Source organism: Pseudomonas izuensis (assembly GCF_002356535.2).
Classification (GTDB): domain Bacteria; phylum Pseudomonadota; class Gammaproteobacteria; order Pseudomonadales; family Pseudomonadaceae; genus Aquipseudomonas; species Aquipseudomonas izuensis.
This window is the reverse complement of sequence record NZ_AP017423.2, coordinates 424,044-441,270: the sequence shown is the minus strand read 5'-3', so window position 1 is coordinate 441,270 and position 17,227 is coordinate 424,044. Positions and strand designations below refer to the sequence as shown.

Sequence of the window (17,227 nt, the reverse complement as noted above, 5' to 3'; positions counted from 1 at the left end):
ACCGGACCATGCAAACTCGTGACGACATTTTCAACACTCTGCGCGATGCCCTGGTCGAGCTGTTCGAACTGGACCCCGAACGGGTGAGCCTCGAATCCAACCTGTACCAGGACCTGGAAATCGACAGCATTGATGCGGTCGATCTGATCGATCACATCAAACGTCAGACCGGCAAGAAAATCGCCGCCGAGGAATTCAAATCGGTGCGCACTGTCAGTGACGTGGTCGAGGCGGTCTATCGCCTGGTTCAACCGGCCGCATGAGCCGACTGATCGGCCTCGGCCTGCTGCTGGCAGGCCTGCTGTACCCCTTCGCGGTGTATTTCGGCATGGAACATTTTGCGCCATGGCAGTTCGGTTTGCTGCTGGGCAGTCTGTGGCTGGCGCGGGCGCTGACCGGACGGCGGCGACCGGGCAGCCTGTGGATGGCCACGGTGGCCATCGTGTTCTGCCTGTTGCTGGCGCTGTTCGACAGCCCGGCGTTATTGCGCTGGTACCCGGTACTGATCAGCGGGTTCATGCTAGTGCTGTTCGGGTCGAGTCTGATTTACGGTCCACCGATCGTTGAGCGCCTGGCCCAACTGCGTGAGGGGCATCTACCCGTCGAAGGCATTCGCTACACCCGCCAGGTCACCATCGCCTGGAGCGTTTTTTTTCTCTGCAACGGTTTGTGCGCCGCCGCCCTGACGCTTTGGGCGCCGCTGAGCTGGTGGACGTTGTACACCGGCCTGATTTCCTACGGATTGATAGGTCTGATGTTTGCCATTGAATGGCTCATACGACAACGGGTACGAGGCCACTCATGAATTGGATAAAACTTGAGCACCTGTTGCTCAAGGCTCAGCCGGAGCGTGCTGTAACGGCCGACCCGGCATTGAATCACGCGCAGTGGTGCGAACAGGCCCTGAGCCTGGCCGCCGGCTTGCAAGCCCTGGGCGTGCAACGCATCGCCGTGCACCTGGCAGACGCCGCCGACCTGGCGATTGCCCTGTTCGGCGCCTGGCGCGCCGGGGTCAGCGTTTTGTTGCCGGCCGACCTGCAAGCCCAGACTCGTCAGCGCTGGTCGGGCGAAGTCGACCTGTGGTTGACCGATCAGCCCAATGACGCCCATCTGAACGATTTCAGCCACCCACCTCTCAATGCTGCGGCGCTGGATCTGGATCACTGCTCCCTGAGCCTGTGCACGTCCGGCTCCAGTGGTGAGTCCAAGCGCATCGAAAAAAGCCTGCGCCAGCTGGTCAATGAAGTCGAAGCCCTGGAACGGCTGTGGGGTGCCGACCTGGGCCCCGCCTGCATTATTGGCAGCGTCGCCACCCAACACATTTATGGCCTGCTGTTTCGGGTGTTGTGGCCGCTGTGCGCCGGGCGCCCATTCGTACGCCTGCAACTGGCCTTTCCGGAAGACCTGCAACGCACCAGTCGCGAACACCCGGCCTTCGCCTGGGTCACCAGCCCGGCGCTGCTCAAACGAATGGGCGACAATCTCGACTGGCCAGCCTTGAGCGCAGTGCGTCGGGTATTTTCTTCGGGTGGTGCATTACCGGCCGAGGCGGCGCAGAGCCTGAACGAACGCCTGCATCAATGGCCGACCGAAATTTTCGGCAGTTCGGAAACCGGGGGCATCGCCTGGCGCCAGGGACTCGATCTGTGGCAGCCCTTCGCGGATGTCGCACTGAGCCAGGACAGTGACGGCGCATTGCTCATCACCTCGCCCTACTTGCCCGCCGGCCACGTCGAACACACCGCCGATGCCGCGCGAATCGCGGCGGATGGCCGTTTCGAACTGCTCGGGCGACTGGACAGGATCGTCAAACTGGAAGAAAAACGGATCTCGCTGCCAATGCTGGAACAGGCGCTGGCGGCCCATGAGTGGGTCTCTGAAGCGCGGCTGGGTGTTGTCCAGGAAAGCCGGGCTTCACTGGGAGTGCTGTTGGTTCTCAGCGAAGCCGGGTTGCACGCCTTGCGCAATCAAGGCCGACGCAGCCTCACCGAGGAATTGCGCCAACACCTGAGCCAGCATTGTGAAGCCCTGGCCCTGCCACGGCGCTGGCGCTTGCTGCGGCAACTACCGCTGAACCCTCAAGGCAAACTGCCCCAGGCCGACGTCGAAGCCCTGCTGCTGGCACCACGCCCCAAGGTGCCGCAGGTGCTGGAACAGATTGAAACCGAGGGCGAATGGAGCCTGCAACTGGCCGTGCCACCGGACCTGGCCTATTTCAGCGGCCACTTTCCCCGGGCTCCTGTGCTGCCGGGAGTGGTACAAGTGGAGTGGGCGCTGAACCTGGGCCAGCACTTGATGAACCTGCCGGCAAAATTCGCCGGCATGGAAGTGCTGAAGTTCCAGCAACTGGTGCGTCCGGGGGATGAAGTCCAGCTGCACCTGCGCTTCGACCCAACCCGCAGCAAACTCTATTTCACCTATCGCAATGAAACTGCCACCTGCTCCAGCGGGCGGATATTGCTGGAGGCAGAGCATGCTTAAGATTGGTGAGTGCTGCGCACTCATTCGCGAGCAGGCTCGCTCCCACACTGAGCGGGTGAGCACCACAGCCCCCCTGTGGGAGCGAGCCTGCTCGCGATGCAGACACCTCGATCCCTCAGGTGTACCCAAAGATGCATAACCCCTGCGCCGTCATCCCGGTCTACAACCACGAAACCGCGATCACCACCGTGGTCGACGCGCTGCTGGCCAGCGACTTGCCGTGCATCCTGGTGGACGACGCCAGCGACAAGCCCTGCGCCACTGTTCTGGACCAACTGGCCCGGCGTGACAACATTCACCTGATCCGCCTCGCCACCAATCAGGGCAAGGGCGGTGCGGTGATGACCGGCCTGCGTGAAGCGGCGCGCCTGGGCTTCAGTCACGCCTTGCAGGTGGACGCCGACGGCCAGCACGACCTGCAGGACGTCCAACGCTTCATCGAACACTCACGCACCTATCCCGAGGCCGTGATTTGTGGCTATCCGCAGTACGACGCCAGCGTGCCGAAAGGTCGCTTGTACGCCCGCTACCTGACTCACGTCATGGTCTGGATCAATACCCTGTCATTGCAGATCCGCGATTCCATGTGCGGTTTCCGCGTCTATCCGTTGCCACCGGCCCTGGCACTGATCGACACCGCGAAGATCGGCAAGCGCATGGATTTCGACTCGGACATTCTGGTGCGCCTGGCCTGGCGCAATCAGCCGATGAAGTGGCTGAAAACCAAAGTCCATTACCCCCTGGACGGCGTTTCGCACTTCCGGATGTTCCACGACAACGTATTGATTTCGAGCATGCACACCCGGCTGTTTTTCGGCATGTTGCTGCGCTCGCCCCTGATTCTCTGGCGGCGGTGGCGAGCATGAACGCCGACAAGCAACACTGGGCCGATCGCGAGGAACGCGGCAGCTTCTGGCTGATGAAATTCACCGCGGGCGCCGCCAGACTGCTCGGTCGCCGACTGTTGAGCCCGCTGCTGTACGGCATCGTGTTGTACTTTTTCCTGTTCGGTCGCAGCGCCCGCCACAGCGCCTGGCAATACCAGCGGCGGCTCGCCGATTGGAGCGGTCGCAGCGAACTGCGCCCGACCCAGTGGCGAGTGTTCGGCCAGTTCATGGCCTTCGCCGACTCCATGCTCGACAAGCTCGACGTATGGAACGGCAAGCTGAGCATCGAGCAGATCGAAATCATCGACCCGGCGCTGCTGCGCAACAAACTGCGCGGCAGACGCGGGCAGATGCTGGTGGGTGCGCATTTGGGCAATCTCGAAGTCTGCCGCGCGCTGGCGGAGATTGGTGAGAAGGTCACGATGAACGTGCTGGTGCACACCAAGCACGCCGCACAGTTCAACCGGTTGCTGGGCGAAGCCGGTGCGACCAATCTGCGTCTGATCCAAGTCAGCGAACTGGACCCGGTGATCATGCTGCAACTGCACGAACGCCTGGAACGCGGCGAGTGGCTGGCGATTGCCGGCGACCGTGTACCCTTGCATGGCGGGCGCAGCGTGACCGTGGACTTCCTCGGCCACCCGGCAAAATTCCCGCAAGGCCCCTGGCTGCTGGCCGGCCTGTTGAAATGCCCGATCAACCTGCTGCTGTGCCTGAAAAAGCCCGACGGCGACTATCGACTGACCATTGAACCTTTCGCTGACACCATCACCTGGAACCGCAGCGAGCGCGAGCAGGTCATTCATCAGTGGGCTTCCCGCTATGCCCAGCGCCTGGGTCACTATTGCCTCGAAGCACCTCAACAATGGTTCAACTTTTACCCTTTCTGGAAAACCGATGACGACGCCAACGCTTGAGCCGGTAACCTTCGGCGAACTCCCTTTGCGCATCGAAGACGTGTTGGCCCTGGCCAACCGCCAGGCGCCGACACAGTTGCAGGGTGATCCCGCGTACCGCGAGCGTATCGCCAAGGGCGCGCGCTTTCTCGATTCCCTGCTGGACAAGGAAGGCGTGATCTATGGCGTGACCACCGGTTACGGCGATTCCTGCGTGGTGGCGGTTCCGTTGCATCACGTCGAGGCGTTGCCCCGTCATTTGTACACGTTCCACGGCTGCGGGCTGGGCAAGTTGCTCGACGCCCAGGCCACCCGGGCGGTGCTGGCGGCGCGGTTACAGTCGCTGTGCCACGGCGTGTCCGGGGTGCGCGTGGAACTGCTGGAGCGCCTGCAAGCCTTCCTCGAACACGACATCCTGCCGCTGATCCCGGAAGAAGGCTCGGTAGGCGCCAGCGGCGATCTGACGCCACTGTCCTATGTCGCTGCCACCCTGTCCGGCGAGCGCGAAGTGATGTTCCGTGGCGAACGCCGTCAGGCGGCCGATGTGCACCGTGAACTCGGCTGGCAGCCGCTGGTGCTGCGTCCCAAGGAAGCGCTGGCCCTGATGAACGGCACAGCGGTGATGACGGGGCTCGCTTGCCTGGCCTACGCCCGCGCCGATTACCTGCTGCAACTGGCGACCCGCATCACCGCGCTGAACGTGGTCGCCCTGCAAGGCAATCCGGAGCACTTCGACGAACGCCTGTTCGCCACCAAACCGCACCCGGGGCAGATGCAAGTCGCCGCGTGGTTGCGCAAGGATCTGGCGATCGACGCACCGACCGCGCCGCTGCATCGCCTGCAGGACCGCTATTCCCTGCGTTGTGCGCCCCACGTGCTCGGCGTGCTGGCCGACAGCCTGAACTGGTTGCGTTCGTTCATCGAGATCGAACTCAACAGTGCCAACGACAACCCGATCATCGACGCCGAGGCCGAACGCGTGCTGCACGGTGGGCACTTCTATGGCGGCCATATCGCCTTTGCCATGGACAGCCTGAAAAACCTGGTGGCCAACGTCGCCGATCTGCTGGATCGCCAGCTCGCGCTGCTGGTGGACGAACGCTATAACCATGGACTGCCGAGCAATTTGTCCGGTGCCAGCGCCGAGCGCGCGATGCTCAACCACGGTTTCAAGGCCGTGCAGATCGGCGCCAGCGCCTGGACCGCCGAAGCGCTGAAAAACACCATGCCGGCCAGCGTGTTTTCCCGTTCCACCGAGTGCCACAATCAGGACAAGGTGAGCATGGGCACCATCGCCGCCCGTGATGCGATTCGCGTGCTGGAACTGACCGAACAGGTCGCCGCCGCCACGCTGTTGGCTGCCAATCAGGGCGTGTGGCTGCGCGAACAGGCGGACGATGCACGACCGCTGCCACCCGCCCTGGCCGCCATGCACGAGGAATTGTCCAGGGACTTCCCGCCGGTCATCGAAGACCGCGCGCTGGAAGGCGAGTTGCGCCTGTGCCTGCAACGAATCGCCGAACAACACTGGAGGCTGCATGCGTAGCAAGGGAGTGCTCCACACCGATACGGAAATCCTCGTGCCGTTCTTTGACGTCGACAGCATGAACGTTGTCTGGCACGGCCATTACATCAAATACCTGGAAATCGCCCGCTGCGCGTTGCTGGACAAGATCGGCCATAACTACACGGCCATGTCTGAAACGGGCTACGCGTGGCCGGTGATCGACCTGCAACTGCGTTATGTGCGCGGCGCGGTGTTTGGCCAGCGGCTGAACGTGCGCGCCAATCTGGTGGAGTGGGAGAACCGCTTGAAGATCAATTACCTGATCAGCGATCTGGAAACCGGTGAACGCCTGACCCGCGCCGTTTCCGTGCAGGTAGCCGTCGATATGAGCAACCGCGAGATGCAACTGGCCTCGCCGAAGGTCTTCACCGACGCTGTCGAGAGGGCCCTGCCATGATTTTCTGCCACCCCCGCTCCCCTGTAGGAGCGAGCTTGCTCGCGATGGTGGTTAACGATGACGCTGGGCACCTGACACTCCGTGGCGCTCTCAGGTTTTTCGCGAGCAAGCTCGCTCCTACAGTTTTCTGTGTGTTGCTGGGTGTTCCGGGGCTGGCTCATGCCTTCGATCTGCAACAGCTCAGCGATCAACTGGCCAAACCCGACGTCATCCACGGCAACTTCGTCCAGGAAAAACACCTGCGCGCCCTGCCTCAGCCGCTGACCAGCAAGGGCACCTTCGTCCTGGCGAAAAACCACGGATTGCTGTGGCTGCTCAAAACCCCGCTGCAGCAGGATTACCGCATCACCGCCAAGGGCATCGCCCGACGTGATGCCGGCGGCTGGCAAATGCTGCCGGGCAAGAGCGCCGGTGCCGAGCAGAACCGCTTGTTTCTCGCCGTGCTGCAGGGCGACAGCAGTGGACTGCAACGGGATTTCGAGTTGTCTCTGAACGGCGACGCACAGCACTGGAAGCTGACGCTGGTGCCACGCTCGATGCTGCTCAAGCAGGTGTTCAATCAGATCAACATCACCGGTGGCGAACTGGTGCATAGCATCGAGCTGCTGGAAACCCAGGGCGACAGCACGCTGTTGCGCATGCAGGACAGCACCAGCACCCAACCGTTGAGCGACGCGGAGCAACATGACTTTGCCGAGTGAGCGCAGTCTGCCGCGGTTGTTCCTGATCCTGCTGCTGGCAGTGCTGGTGCTCGCCGGTTGGCAATGGCGCGACGGTGCACCGGTATCGGCCAACCTGATGGAACTGGTGCCCGGCACCGCGCCGGACGCCCTGGAACTGCGCGCCGAACAACGCATGCAAGAACCGCTGAATCGCGAAATGCTGGTGCTGGTTGGCCATGAACATCGCGAACAAGCCATCGCCATGGCGCAAAGACTGGGTGATCAATGGCAAGCCAGCGGCCTGTTCGAAAAGGTCCAGTGGAACCTGCAAGCCGACTTGCCGGCGCTGCGCACGCAACTGCTGCAAGGCCGACTGGCGATGCTCTCGGCCGATGACCGGCAGCAACTGATCGAGCACCCGGACGCGTTTATCCAGCAACGGGTGCAGGCGCTGTTCGACCCCTTCACCGGTTTCAGCCTGGTGCCCAGCCAGGACGACTGGCTGGGCCTGACCGGGCGCATCCAAAACAGCCAGCCACAACACGGTTCGGTGCAACTGGACATCGGCAGCGGTGCATTGATTGCCGATGCCAACGGCAAAAGCTGGGTATTGCTGCGCGCGCGGAGCACCGGCAACGCCTTTGACATGAACCTGCCGCTGCAAGTGGCCAACCTGCTCCAACACAGCCGCGAGGAAGCCGCCGAGTCCGGTGTGCAACTGCTGGCGGCCAGTGGCCTGCTTTACGCCGCCAACGGTCAGAAGCAAGCCAGCCGTGAGATCACCTGGGTCGGCGGCGGTGCCACGTTCGGGATCCTGTTGCTGCTGTTGCTGGCATTCCGCAATTGGCGTGTGTTGCTGGCTTTCGTCCCCGTGCTGGTGGGCATGCTGTTCGGTGCAGTAGCCTGCGTGGCGCTGTTTGGCCATCTGCATGTGATGACTCTGGTGCTGGGTTCGAGCCTGATCGGCGTCGCGGTCGATTACCCGCTGCATTACCTGTCCAAAGGCTGGAGCCTGAAACCCTGGCACAGCTGGCCGGCCCTGCGCCTGACCTTGCCGGGCCTGACCCTGAGCCTGATCACCAGCGCCATCGGTTACCTTGCGCTGGCCTGGACCCCGTTCCCGGCACTGACCCAGATCGCGGTGTTCTCCGCCGCGGGCCTGCTGGGTGCCTATTTGTCCGCCGTGTGCCTGCTCCCGGCACTGCTCAAGGGTGTGGAGCTGCGGCCGGCACAGTGGCCATTGCGGGTGTCCGCGTTTTTGCTGGGACTGCGTGAAGCATTGCTCAAGCGCTTGCACACGCCGGTGCTGCTGGCGCTGTTGATTGCCTTCTGCGCCGGCGGCCTGTTGCAGCTCGAAACGAAAAATGACATCCGCCAATGGGTCGGTGCGCCGCAGCAATTGACCGACGAAGCACAAACCATCGCACGGATTACCGGCTATCAACCCACCAGCCAGTTCTTTCTGGTACAGGCGGCCAACCAACAGCAATTGCTCGAGCGCCAGGCCGCGCTCAGCGAACGCCTGGATCAACTGGTCAACCTGGAAAAGCTCCAGGGTTACCTGTCGCTCAATAAACTGGTCAGTCCGCCGAACGAACAGCGTCAGGTGCGCGATGCGTTGAACAGACTGCCGCAGTTCTGGCAGCCGTTGCTCGATGTCGGCGTGCCGGTGGAGGCCCTGCAAGCGGAGTTGACGAAATTGCGGGCGCTGCCCGTCGAAGACATCGACGTCGCACTGTCCGGCCCCCTGGCCGAGCCTTATCGCCTGTTGTGGCTTGGGCCGACCGCTGATGGCGTGGCCGCGATGGTCAGCCTGCAAGGCCTGAACAACCCTTCCCTGCTGCGGGTCCAGGCCAAAGATTTGCCGGGGGTGACGCTGGTGGATCGGCTGGGTGAATTGAACAACGTCTTCGCGGCGACCCAGATCAGTGCCGCAGAACTGAAGCTTGCTTCCTGCGTGTTGATCGTACTGGTGCTGATCCTGCCGTTCGGCTTCGGCGGCGCACTGCGCATCGTCTCCCTGCCGCTGCTGGCCGCGCTGTGCAGCCTCGCCAGCCTCGGTTGGCTGGGGCAGCCGCTCACCTTGTTCAGTCTTTTCGGACTGCTGCTGGTGACGGCGATCAGTGTCGACTACGCGATCCTCATGCGCGAGCAAGTCGGCGGCGCCGCCGTCAGCCTGCTGGGCACCTTGCTGGCGGCGTTGACCACCTGGCTGTCCTTCGGCCTGCTGGCGGTGTCGAGCACGCCGGCAGTGAGTAATTTCGGCCTGTCGGTCAGCCTGGGTCTGATGTTCAGTTTCATGCTCGCCCCCTGGGCCGGTCGCCAGGTGCAGGCGGCCACGGTCGCGGAGCCGACAGCATGATGATTGCACTGTTTTGGGCAATGGCCCTGACGCTGTTCGCCGTGGCGACCCGAATCGGTCGCCACTTCGGCTTGATTCCGATCGTCAGTCAGTTGCTGTTGGCGACCGTTGGCCTGCCGTTGCTGATGTACTTCTGGATCGAGCCGCAATGGCAATTGAGCGGCGCGGCGCTGGTGTCGCCGGTCTGGCTGAAAAACCTGTATAGCCTCAGTTTCGCACTGTTGCTGGGCTATATCCTCAGCGACGTGATCGACCTGCACCTGGACCGCCAGAGCCTGAAAATCGCCTTGCCGAGCTTCTGTATTCCGTTTGCCTGCGGCCTCGCCACGGCGGTCTGGCTGTTGCCGGCGCAACCCTGGATCAGCTCACTGGCGGTCGGCCTGTTGTTCGCGATAACCGCGATCCCGGTGCTGTACCTGTACCTGCGGCATATCGATTACCCGCCCGCCGCCACCCGACGGCTGGTGCAGACCGCGATCCTCATCGACCTCACCTGCTGGACCCTGTTTGCCATCGCCCAGGGCACCCTGCACCTGAGCAGCCTTTTGCTGCCGTTGGCCGGCGCCTGCCTGCCCGTGCTGCTGAGACTGCTGGGGTTACGCCAACTCTGGCTGTACAGCCTGAGCTTTTTCGCCCTGCTGGTGGTGGCCGAACACTACAAGCTCAATGCGCTGATTTTCGGCATTGGCTATGTGTTGATCATGGCCGCGTTGAAAGCGCCGCTGGTACTGCCGCTGCCGGCGATCTGGATGAGCCGCTTGCAGACCTACATGGCCATTCCGCTGATCCTTACCTTCGGCATCGTGCAAATCAACGTGCACAGCGCGTTGGACAGTCTTGGCTGGGTGCAACTGGCGGCGTTGCTGCTGTTGCCGATTGCCAGCAAACTGCTGGGCAACTGGCTCGGTCTCGGCTGGGCCGGCGCCTCGTTCCAGGGTGCCAGCCGCTGGCGGGAAAGCGTGCTGCTGAACATTCGCGGCTTGAGTGAGATCGTGTTTCTCAACCTGCTGCTGCAACAACAGCTCATCAGCCCGGCGCTGTACTTTGCGCTCATGCTGATGGGCCTGGTCGCGACCCTGCTGCCGGCATTGGCCGGCATGCACCGGATTCCCTTGAACGCTGCCGCTCCGGCAAGGAGGCCTCATGCCAACCGTTGAAACGGAACATCGCCAGATCGTGGTTATCGGCGCAGGCCCTTCGGGTGCCATCGCCGCCGCGCTGCTCAAGCGCAAGGGACATGATGTATTGGTGATCGAGCGCCAGCATTTCCCACGGTTTTCCATCGGCGAAAGCCTGTTATGCCACTGCCTGGATTTCGTCGAAGAAGCGGGCATGCTCGACGCCGTCAACGCTGCCGGTTTTCAGCTGAAAACCGGCGCCGCATTTGCCTGGGGCGAGCAGTACAGCACCTTCGATTTCAGCGAAAGCTTCACCCATGGCAAACCGACGACCTTCCAGGTCCAGCGCGCCGATTTCGACCAGTTGCTGGCCGATCAGGCGGCGCTGCAAGGGGTGGAAATCCGTTACGGCGAAGCCATCGTCAGCGTCACTGTCGATCACGGCAAACCAGAGCTTGGCGTGCGTCGCGAGGACGGCAGCGAATACCGCATCGAGGCTGATTTCCTGCTTGACGCCAGCGGTTACGGGCGCGTCCTGCCACGCCTGCTCGACCTCGAAGCACCGTCGAACTTCCCGGTGCGCCAGGCGGTGTTCACCCACGTCGAAGACTTTATCGACAGCCCGGCTTTCGATCGCACCAAGATCCTCATCACCACCCACCCGACCCAGCGCGATATCTGGTTCTGGACCATCCCGTTCAGCAACGGACGCTGCTCGGTGGGCGTGGTGGCGGCCGCCGAGCACTTCGAGGGCCGCACCGACAATCTGGACGACTGCCTGCGCGGTTTCATTGCCCAATCGCCAGGTCTGGCCAGCGTGCTGAACAATGCCGTATGGGACACGCCTGCGCGCACCATCGGCGGTTACTCGGCCAACGTCAAAACCCTGCATGGACCTGGATTTGCGCTGCTGGGCAACGCCGCGGAATTCCTCGACCCGGTGTTCTCCTCTGGCGTCACCATCGCCATGCGTTCGGCGAGCATGGCCGCCGGGGTGCTGCACCGCCAGTTACAGGGTGAGGCGGTGGACTGGCAAAAAGAATTCGCCGAACCGCTCAAGCGCGGCGTCGATACCTTCCGTTGCTACGTCGAAGGCTGGTACTCGGGGACTTTCCAGGATGTGATTTTCCATGAGGGCAGTTCGCCGGAAATCCGCCGCATGATCAGCTCGATCCTGGCCGGTTACGCCTGGGACGAACGCAATCCGTTCGTCAGCGAGGCCAAGCGTCGGTTGAAGGTCATATCCGAACTGTGCGCAAGGAATGCGACATGAGCTATTTGAGCGACAACTACGTCGAAGAAACCCGATTCGGCCTTTGGTTCCTGCGCAGCCATGCCTGGCAGCACTATGTGCTGCGCGTGGCGGTCAACGACTTGCGCAGCCTGTTCAGCGAAGCCCCACCAAGCCATCCGGTGCTGCTGGATGCCGGTTGCGGCCAGGGCAAGTCATTCCAGTACCTGCGCCAGACCTTCATGCCCGGGCGCTTGATCGGCGTGGACGCCGACCCGCACAGCCTGAACCGCAGCCGTGAAGAAGCGGTCAATCAGGGTATGACGGTGGAGTTGATCGGCAGCGACTGCGCCAGTATCAATGTACCGGACGCCAGCGTTGACCTGCTGTTCTGCCACCAGACCTTTCATCATCTGGTGGAGCAGGAGCAGGCACTGGCCGAGTTCTACCGTGTGCTCAAGCCAGGCGGCTATCTGCTGTTCGCCGAATCCACCGAGGCTTACATTGATACCTGGGTGATCCGCTGGCTGTTCCGCCACCCGATGCACGTGCAGAAAAGCGCCGCGCAGTACCTGGAGATGATTCGCCGACAGGGTTTCGAATTTGGCCCGCGAAACGTGTCTTATCCGTACCTGTGGTGGAGCCGCGCCAAGGATTTTGGCCTGTTGGAATGTTTGGGCCTGAGCAAACCGAAGCCCTTTGGCCAGCGGGAAGAAACCCTGGTCAACGTGGTTGCGCGCAAACCCCTTGAAGGTGCTGTGTGATGTTCAACTTCAATCCCTGTGGGAGCGAGCCTGCTCGCGAAAGCGGTACATCCGCCAATAGATATGTTGGATGTGATGCCCTCTTCGCGAGCAGGCTCGCTCCCACAGGGGTCGAGAGTATTCTGCGATTTTTGTTGTTGGGTTTTGTTCTGCTGCTGAGTGCTTGCGCCAGCCGGGCACCGCTGCCCGAGCAAACCCCCAACCTGTCGTTGCCACTGCAACTGCACATCCAGCGGCTGCAAGCCGAACAGCGTCAGGACTGGGTGCTGGTGATCCAGCGTGAAGGCCCGGCCATTCGCTGGTCGATGATGGACTTGCTGGGCATTCCCCAGGCTCGTCAGAAACTGGTGGACGGCGAGTGGCGTGCTGATGGTCTGCTACCGCCCAATCCGGAAGCCCGTGAGCTGTTCGCTGCGTTGTTGTTTGCGCTCACGCCCAAGGACGAACTGTCCGGCAACTATCCAGCCGCCTGGCAACATGGCGCTCAACGCGCCTTGCCGGAACGTTGGGACGTCCGCTATTCACAACCGATGAGCTTTGAATTGAACCTGCCCAAAGGTCCGAAATACCAAGTCACGCCACTGAGCGGGGAGGCACCATGACCGCCTACCTGAACGCCCTGGGGGTCATCTGCTCCCTGGGCCGTGACAAGCACGAAATTGCGCGCAACCTGTTTGCCGGCGATTGTTCCGGCATGCGCAGCGAAGCCGGCTGGGTGCCGCAGCGGTCCTTGCCGGTGGGTGCGGTGCGGGGCGAACTGACGGCGATTCCCGCCGGACTGTCCCGGCAAAACACCCGCAACAATCAGTTGCTGATGGAAGCCGCCCTGCAAATTCGCCAGGACATCGATCACGCGATCCAGACGTATGGCCGCGACCGTATCGGCGTCGTGCTTGGCACGAGCACGTCGGGCATCGACGAAGCCAGCCAGGGCCTGGCCCATTACATCCGCGAGCACCAATTCCCGGCGGAATACGACTACCAGCAACAGGAGCTCGGCGCGCCGGCCAGCTTTCTCGCTGACTGGCTGCAACTGAGCGGCCCCGCTTATGTGATTTCCACCGCTTGCACCTCCAGCGCCAGGGCGCTGATGAGCGCCCAGCGCCTGCTCGACCTCGGGGTCTGCGACGTGGTGTTGTGCGGTGGCGTCGACAGCCTGTGCAAACTGACCCTCAATGGTTTCTCGGCGCTGGAAGCGGTGTCCGATCAGCGCTGCAACCCGTTCTCGGTCAACCGCAACGGCATCAACATCGGCGAAGCGGCCGCGCTGTTCCTGATGAGCAAGCAGGCGGGTGGCAACCCATCGATTGCCCTGCTCGGCAGCGGCGCCAGCTCCGATGCGCACCACATTTCCGCGCCGGAACCTGCTGGGCGAGGCGCTTTGCAAGCGATGCACAAGGCGTTGAACCGCGCCGGCCTGCAACCGCAACAGATCAATTACCTGAACCTGCACGGCACCGCCACCCAGCACAACGACGCCATGGAAAGCCGGGCGGTGGCCACACTGTTCCCTGTCGGCGTGCCCTGCTCCTCGACCAAACCCATGACCGGCCACACCCTTGGCGCGGCCGGCGCGCTGGAAGCGGCGTTCTGCTGGTTGAGCCTGAGCGCAGACAATCATGAACACGCCCTGGCGCCGCATGTCTGGGACGGTCAACCGGATCCTGAGCTACCCGCCCTGAATTGGGTGACCCCGACCGATCGCCTGGCGTCCACAGGTCCTCGCTACCTGATGAGCAATTCCTTCGCCTTCGGTGGTAACAACGTCAGCCTGATTATCGGAGACGCCCCATGATTGACTGGCCGCTCGCCGAACTGCTGCCCCACGCTGGCGACATGATCCTCATCGACCGGATCCTGGCGTTCGACGAGGAGCAGATTCATACCCGCCTCACGGTCAAGTCCGACGGGCTGTTCAACCGCCCCGACGGCAGTCTGCCGGCTTGGGTCGGCATTGAGCTGATGGCCCAGAGCGTCGCGCTCTTCGCCGGTTGCCATGCACGCCAGCGTGGGGATGCGGTGGAGCTCGGCTTCCTGCTGGGCAGTCGCAAGTTCGAATGCAACGTCGAGAGTTTTCCAGCGGGGACCGAACTGACCATCCACGGCATTCGCTCGCTGGAAGACGACAATGGCATGGGCGTGTTCGAATGCCACATCAACGCACCGGACATTCACGCCACCGCCCGTCTGAACGTGTACCGCCCGCCTCAGCCGGCTCAATATCTTGATGAACCCCAAGGAACCCAATCATGACTGAATCCGTACTGGTCACCGGTTCCAGCCGTGGCATCGGCCGCGCCATCGCCCTGCGCCTGGCCCAGGCCGGACATGACATCGTGCTGCATTGCCGCAGCGGCCTGACGGACGCCATTGCGGTGCAGGGCGAAATCGAGGCCTTGGGGCGCAAGGCGCGCATCCTGCAATTCGACGTGTCGGACCGCACCGCTTGTAAGACCATCCTTGAAGCCGACGTGGAAACCCACGGTGCCTATTACGGTGTGGTGCTCAACGCCGGACTGACCCGCGACGGTGCTTTTCCGGCGCTGAGCGAGGATGATTGGGATGTGGTGATGCGCACTAACCTCGACGGTTTCTACAACGTACTGCACCCGGTGATGATGCCGATGATCCGTCGTCGCGCCGCCGGGCGAATTGTTTGCATCACCTCGGTGTCCGGGTTGATCGGCAACCGCGGCCAGGTCAACTACAGTGCCTCCAAGGCCGGTTTGATCGGGGCGGCGAAGGCGTTGGCGATCGAACTGGGCAAGCGCAAGATTACCGTCAACTGTGTCGCGCCCGGCCTGATCGACACCGCGATGCTCGATGAAAACGTGCCGGTGGAAGAACTGATGAAAATGATCCCCGCACAACGCATGGGCACCCCCGAAGAGGTGGCCGGCGCGGTGAATTTCCTGATGTCGGCGGAAGCCTCGTACATCACCCGGCAGGTTCTGGCCGTCAATGGAGGCCTGTGTTGATGAAACGCGTCGTCGTCACCGGCATGGCCGGCATCACCTCACTGGGCAGCGACTGGGACACCATTGTCGGCAACTTCGCGGCCAACCGCAGCGGCATACGCCGGATGGACGAATGGGATCGCTTCACCGAACTCAACACCCGCCTGGCCGGGCCCATCGATGATTTCAAGGTGCCGGGGCACTGGACCCGCAAACAGCTGCGCAGCATGGGCCGGGTATCACGGCTGGCGGTCGGCGCGGCGGAACAGGCGCTGGCCGACGCCGGATTGCTGGGCGACGAATCGATCAAGGACGGGCGCATGGGCGTCGCGTGCGGCTCGTCCACCGGCAGCACCGACGAGATCAAGGCATTCGGCAACATGCTGCTCAACTCAGTGGCCGAAGGCCTGAACGCCAACTCCTACGTGCGCATGATGCCGCACACCACGGCGGCCAATATCAGCATTTTCTTCGGCCTTACCGGCCGGCTGATCCCGACGTCCAGCGCCTGCACCAGTGGCAGCCAGGGCATCGGTTATGCCTACGAAGCCATCAAGTTCGGACGCCTGCCGCTGATGCTCGCCGGTGGCGCCGAAGAGCTGTGCCCGACCGAGGCCATGGTCTTCGACGCGCTCTATGCCACCAGCCTGAAAAACGACACCCCGCAGTTGTCGCCCCGTCCCTACGACAGTGCTCGCGACGGCCTGGTGATCGGTGAAGGCGGCGGCATGCTGGTGCTGGAAGAACTGGAACACGCCCTCGCCCGGGGTGCGCACATCCATGCCGAGATCGTCGGCTTCGGCAGCAACGCCGACGGCCAGCACACCACCCGTCCGGAGCAAGTCACCATGCGCCGAGCCATGGAACTGGCGTTGGAAGACGCTGGGCTCAAACCGTCGGACATCGGCTACGTAAACGGTCACGGCACGGCGACAGAGCAAGGCGACATCGCCGAAACCCTGGCCACCAGCAGCCTGTTCGGCGAACACATGCCCATCAGTTCGCAGAAAAGCTTCCTCGGCCACACCCTCGGCGCCTGCGGCGCACTGGAATCCTGGTTCAGCATCGAAATGCTCAACCGCGACCTGTACGTGCACACCCTCAACCTCGACGAGGTCGACCCGCACTGCGGCAAACTTGATTACCTGCGCGGCGAGTTCCGGCAGATGAGCAACCAGTTTGTGATGAACAATAATTTTGCGTTTGGTGGGGTGAATACGTCGTTGATTTTCAAGCGCTGGTCGTAAACAAACATCTCCCTTGTGGGAGCGAGCCTGCTCGCGAAAGCGGTAGGTCAGTCAACAGAAATGTCGCCTGTATTGCCGCCTTCGCGAGCAGGCTCGCTCCCACAAAGGTCCCGCCGGCCCAGACAATCAGGGTTGATCAAGGTTATCCAACACACGGTTCACCGCCAGCTCTCCGAGCATGATCGACTGCTGAATCCCCAACAGCGTGTGGCCCTGCGAGCCCTTCAGGTCTCTGGCGAAGTCACTCGCCATGACATTTGCCGAGGCCAGCGATACGCAGGCGTATTCCAGCAGGGTGTGGTTGTCGATGTCGGGGGCAATGAGGAAGATCGGACTGGGTTGGCGTGGCGCGTCCGGATCGGAGTCCGGTGGATTTGGCGTATGGGTCATGAGTCAGCGTCCTGAAAAAGAAGGGTGGCAGCTGTACGCAGGTTAGTAGACCGGTCCACATCAATCCGGCGCACCCGAAGGCGCCCTGCGCACAGCTACCGTCAAGGGCAGGTATGGACATACCTGCCTATCAGGAGCGCCAATGCGCTAGATATGAAAACGGGCTACTAAACCCGATCACTGACCATCAGTGACGCGAATCAAGTTAGCGACGGCCCTCAAAGCGCACAAGCCGGCGGATTCTGGAGTAGGTGTAGGCAGCGCCGCA

At 62.4% G+C, this 17,227-nt stretch carries 18 protein-coding genes; 17 read left to right on the top strand and 1 reads right to left on the bottom strand.

The window, feature by feature from the left end; all coding sequences use genetic code 11:
* Positions 1–8 precede the first annotated feature (8 nt).
* The 17 genes from LAB08_RS01995 (at position 9) to LAB08_RS01915 (ending at position 16,569) form a co-directional block, all read left to right on the top strand.
* Positions 9–263, top strand: coding sequence for an acyl carrier protein (locus LAB08_RS01995; protein ID WP_007992314.1), 255 nt, complete (start codon positions 9–11; stop codon positions 261–263).
* A complete protein-coding gene (locus LAB08_RS01990) occupies positions 260–805 on the top strand; it encodes a COG4648 family protein (protein WP_096513769.1) in 546 nt (181 codons plus the stop codon). The genes LAB08_RS01995 and LAB08_RS01990 overlap by 4 nt, the downstream gene beginning before the upstream one ends.
* Positions 802–2,481, top strand: coding sequence for an acyl-CoA synthetase family protein (locus LAB08_RS01985; protein ID WP_096513770.1), 1,680 nt, complete (start codon positions 802–804; stop codon positions 2,479–2,481). Before LAB08_RS01990 ends, LAB08_RS01985 begins: the two co-directional genes overlap by 4 nt.
* A gap of 131 nt (positions 2,482–2,612) precedes the next feature.
* On the top strand, positions 2,613–3,347 hold the full coding sequence (locus LAB08_RS01980; RefSeq protein ID WP_096513771.1) for a glycosyltransferase family 2 protein: 735 nt from the start codon (positions 2,613–2,615) through the stop codon (positions 3,345–3,347).
* Positions 3,344–4,285, top strand: a complete 942-nt coding sequence (locus LAB08_RS01975; RefSeq protein WP_096513772.1) for a lysophospholipid acyltransferase family protein — start codon at positions 3,344–3,346, stop codon at positions 4,283–4,285. The genes LAB08_RS01980 and LAB08_RS01975 overlap by 4 nt, the downstream gene beginning before the upstream one ends.
* Positions 4,266–5,810 carry an HAL/PAL/TAL family ammonia-lyase gene (locus LAB08_RS01970; RefSeq protein WP_096513773.1) on the top strand — a complete coding sequence of 515 codons (1,545 nt, stop codon included), beginning with the start codon at positions 4,266–4,268 and terminating at the stop codon, positions 5,808–5,810. The genes LAB08_RS01975 and LAB08_RS01970 overlap by 20 nt, the downstream gene beginning before the upstream one ends.
* The gene (locus tag LAB08_RS01965) at positions 5,803–6,228 is read left to right on the top strand and encodes an acyl-CoA thioesterase (protein ID WP_096513774.1); all 426 of its coding nucleotides are present in this window, start codon (positions 5,803–5,805) and stop codon (positions 6,226–6,228) included. The genes LAB08_RS01970 and LAB08_RS01965 overlap by 8 nt, the downstream gene beginning before the upstream one ends.
* Entirely contained in the window at positions 6,225–6,929 is a 705-nt protein-coding gene (locus LAB08_RS01960; protein WP_096513775.1) for an outer membrane lipoprotein carrier protein LolA, read from the top strand. The genes LAB08_RS01965 and LAB08_RS01960 overlap by 4 nt, the downstream gene beginning before the upstream one ends.
* Positions 6,913–9,252, top strand: a complete 2,340-nt coding sequence (locus LAB08_RS01955) for an MMPL family transporter (protein WP_096513776.1) — start codon at positions 6,913–6,915, stop codon at positions 9,250–9,252. The genes LAB08_RS01960 and LAB08_RS01955 overlap by 17 nt, the downstream gene beginning before the upstream one ends.
* Positions 9,249–10,409, top strand: coding sequence for a cation:proton antiporter (locus LAB08_RS01950; protein WP_096513777.1), 1,161 nt, complete (start codon positions 9,249–9,251; stop codon positions 10,407–10,409). The genes LAB08_RS01955 and LAB08_RS01950 overlap by 4 nt, the downstream gene beginning before the upstream one ends.
* Complete coding sequence (locus LAB08_RS01945; RefSeq protein WP_096513778.1) at positions 10,396–11,643, top strand: NAD(P)/FAD-dependent oxidoreductase; 1,248 nt, start codon at positions 10,396–10,398, stop codon at positions 11,641–11,643. Before LAB08_RS01950 ends, LAB08_RS01945 begins: the two co-directional genes overlap by 14 nt.
* Complete coding sequence (locus tag LAB08_RS01940; RefSeq protein WP_096513779.1) at positions 11,640–12,365, top strand: class I SAM-dependent methyltransferase; 726 nt, start codon at positions 11,640–11,642, stop codon at positions 12,363–12,365. The genes LAB08_RS01945 and LAB08_RS01940 overlap by 4 nt, the downstream gene beginning before the upstream one ends.
* Positions 12,366–12,484: 119 nt before the next feature.
* The gene (locus tag LAB08_RS01935; RefSeq protein WP_096515589.1) at positions 12,485–12,967 is read left to right on the top strand and encodes a hypothetical protein; all 483 of its coding nucleotides are present in this window, start codon (positions 12,485–12,487) and stop codon (positions 12,965–12,967) included.
* Positions 12,964–14,160, top strand: coding sequence for a beta-ketoacyl-[acyl-carrier-protein] synthase family protein (locus LAB08_RS01930; protein WP_096513780.1), 1,197 nt, complete (start codon positions 12,964–12,966; stop codon positions 14,158–14,160). The genes LAB08_RS01935 and LAB08_RS01930 overlap by 4 nt, the downstream gene beginning before the upstream one ends.
* The gene (locus LAB08_RS01925) at positions 14,157–14,618 is read left to right on the top strand and encodes a hotdog family protein (protein ID WP_096513781.1); all 462 of its coding nucleotides are present in this window, start codon (positions 14,157–14,159) and stop codon (positions 14,616–14,618) included. The genes LAB08_RS01930 and LAB08_RS01925 overlap by 4 nt, the downstream gene beginning before the upstream one ends.
* Positions 14,615–15,343 carry a 3-oxoacyl-ACP reductase FabG gene (gene fabG, locus LAB08_RS01920; protein ID WP_096513782.1) on the top strand — a complete coding sequence of 243 codons (729 nt, stop codon included), beginning with the start codon at positions 14,615–14,617 and terminating at the stop codon, positions 15,341–15,343. Before LAB08_RS01925 ends, fabG begins: the two co-directional genes overlap by 4 nt.
* Positions 15,343–16,569 carry a beta-ketoacyl-ACP synthase gene (locus LAB08_RS01915; RefSeq protein ID WP_096513783.1) on the top strand — a complete coding sequence of 409 codons (1,227 nt, stop codon included), beginning with the start codon at positions 15,343–15,345 and terminating at the stop codon, positions 16,567–16,569. Before fabG ends, LAB08_RS01915 begins: the two co-directional genes overlap by 1 nt.
* 126 nt (positions 16,570–16,695) lie before the next feature.
* On the opposite strand, the gene LAB08_RS01910 is transcribed toward LAB08_RS01915, so the two are convergent.
* Entirely contained in the window at positions 16,696–16,959 is a 264-nt protein-coding gene (locus LAB08_RS01910; protein ID WP_096513784.1) for a DUF6124 family protein, read from the bottom strand.
* Positions 16,960–17,227 lie beyond the last annotated feature (268 nt).

What these genes read in the sequence shown, in the direction of transcription:
- LAB08_RS01950 (WP_096513777.1), top strand. Translation starts at nt 9,249, where the DNA reads ATGATGATTGCACTGTTTTGGGCAATGGCCCTGACGCTGTTCGCCGTG.
- LAB08_RS01940 (WP_096513779.1), top strand. Translation starts at nt 11,640, where the DNA reads ATGAGCTATTTGAGCGACAACTACGTCGAAGAAACCCGATTCGGCCTT.
- LAB08_RS01960 (WP_096513775.1), top strand. Translation starts at nt 6,225, where the DNA reads ATGATTTTCTGCCACCCCCGCTCCCCTGTAGGAGCGAGCTTGCTCGCG.
- fabG (WP_096513782.1), top strand. Translation starts at nt 14,615, where the DNA reads ATGACTGAATCCGTACTGGTCACCGGTTCCAGCCGTGGCATCGGCCGC.
- LAB08_RS01955 (WP_096513776.1), top strand. Translation starts at nt 6,913, where the DNA reads ATGACTTTGCCGAGTGAGCGCAGTCTGCCGCGGTTGTTCCTGATCCTG.
- LAB08_RS01980 (WP_096513771.1), top strand. Translation starts at nt 2,613, where the DNA reads ATGCATAACCCCTGCGCCGTCATCCCGGTCTACAACCACGAAACCGCG.
- LAB08_RS01945 (WP_096513778.1), top strand. Translation starts at nt 10,396, where the DNA reads ATGCCAACCGTTGAAACGGAACATCGCCAGATCGTGGTTATCGGCGCA.
- LAB08_RS01975 (WP_096513772.1), top strand. Translation starts at nt 3,344, where the DNA reads ATGAACGCCGACAAGCAACACTGGGCCGATCGCGAGGAACGCGGCAGC.
- LAB08_RS01995 (WP_007992314.1), top strand. Translation starts at nt 9, where the DNA reads ATGCAAACTCGTGACGACATTTTCAACACTCTGCGCGATGCCCTGGTC.
- LAB08_RS01985 (WP_096513770.1), top strand. Translation starts at nt 802, where the DNA reads ATGAATTGGATAAAACTTGAGCACCTGTTGCTCAAGGCTCAGCCGGAG.
- LAB08_RS01970 (WP_096513773.1), top strand. Translation starts at nt 4,266, where the DNA reads ATGACGACGCCAACGCTTGAGCCGGTAACCTTCGGCGAACTCCCTTTG.
- LAB08_RS01910 (WP_096513784.1), bottom strand. Translation starts at nt 16,959, where the DNA reads ATGACCCATACGCCAAATCCACCGGACTCCGATCCGGACGCGCCACGC.
- LAB08_RS01930 (WP_096513780.1), top strand. Translation starts at nt 12,964, where the DNA reads ATGACCGCCTACCTGAACGCCCTGGGGGTCATCTGCTCCCTGGGCCGT.
- LAB08_RS01990 (WP_096513769.1), top strand. Translation starts at nt 260, where the DNA reads ATGAGCCGACTGATCGGCCTCGGCCTGCTGCTGGCAGGCCTGCTGTAC.
- LAB08_RS01965 (WP_096513774.1), top strand. Translation starts at nt 5,803, where the DNA reads ATGCGTAGCAAGGGAGTGCTCCACACCGATACGGAAATCCTCGTGCCG.
- LAB08_RS01925 (WP_096513781.1), top strand. Translation starts at nt 14,157, where the DNA reads ATGATTGACTGGCCGCTCGCCGAACTGCTGCCCCACGCTGGCGACATG.
- LAB08_RS01915 (WP_096513783.1), top strand. Translation starts at nt 15,343, where the DNA reads ATGAAACGCGTCGTCGTCACCGGCATGGCCGGCATCACCTCACTGGGC.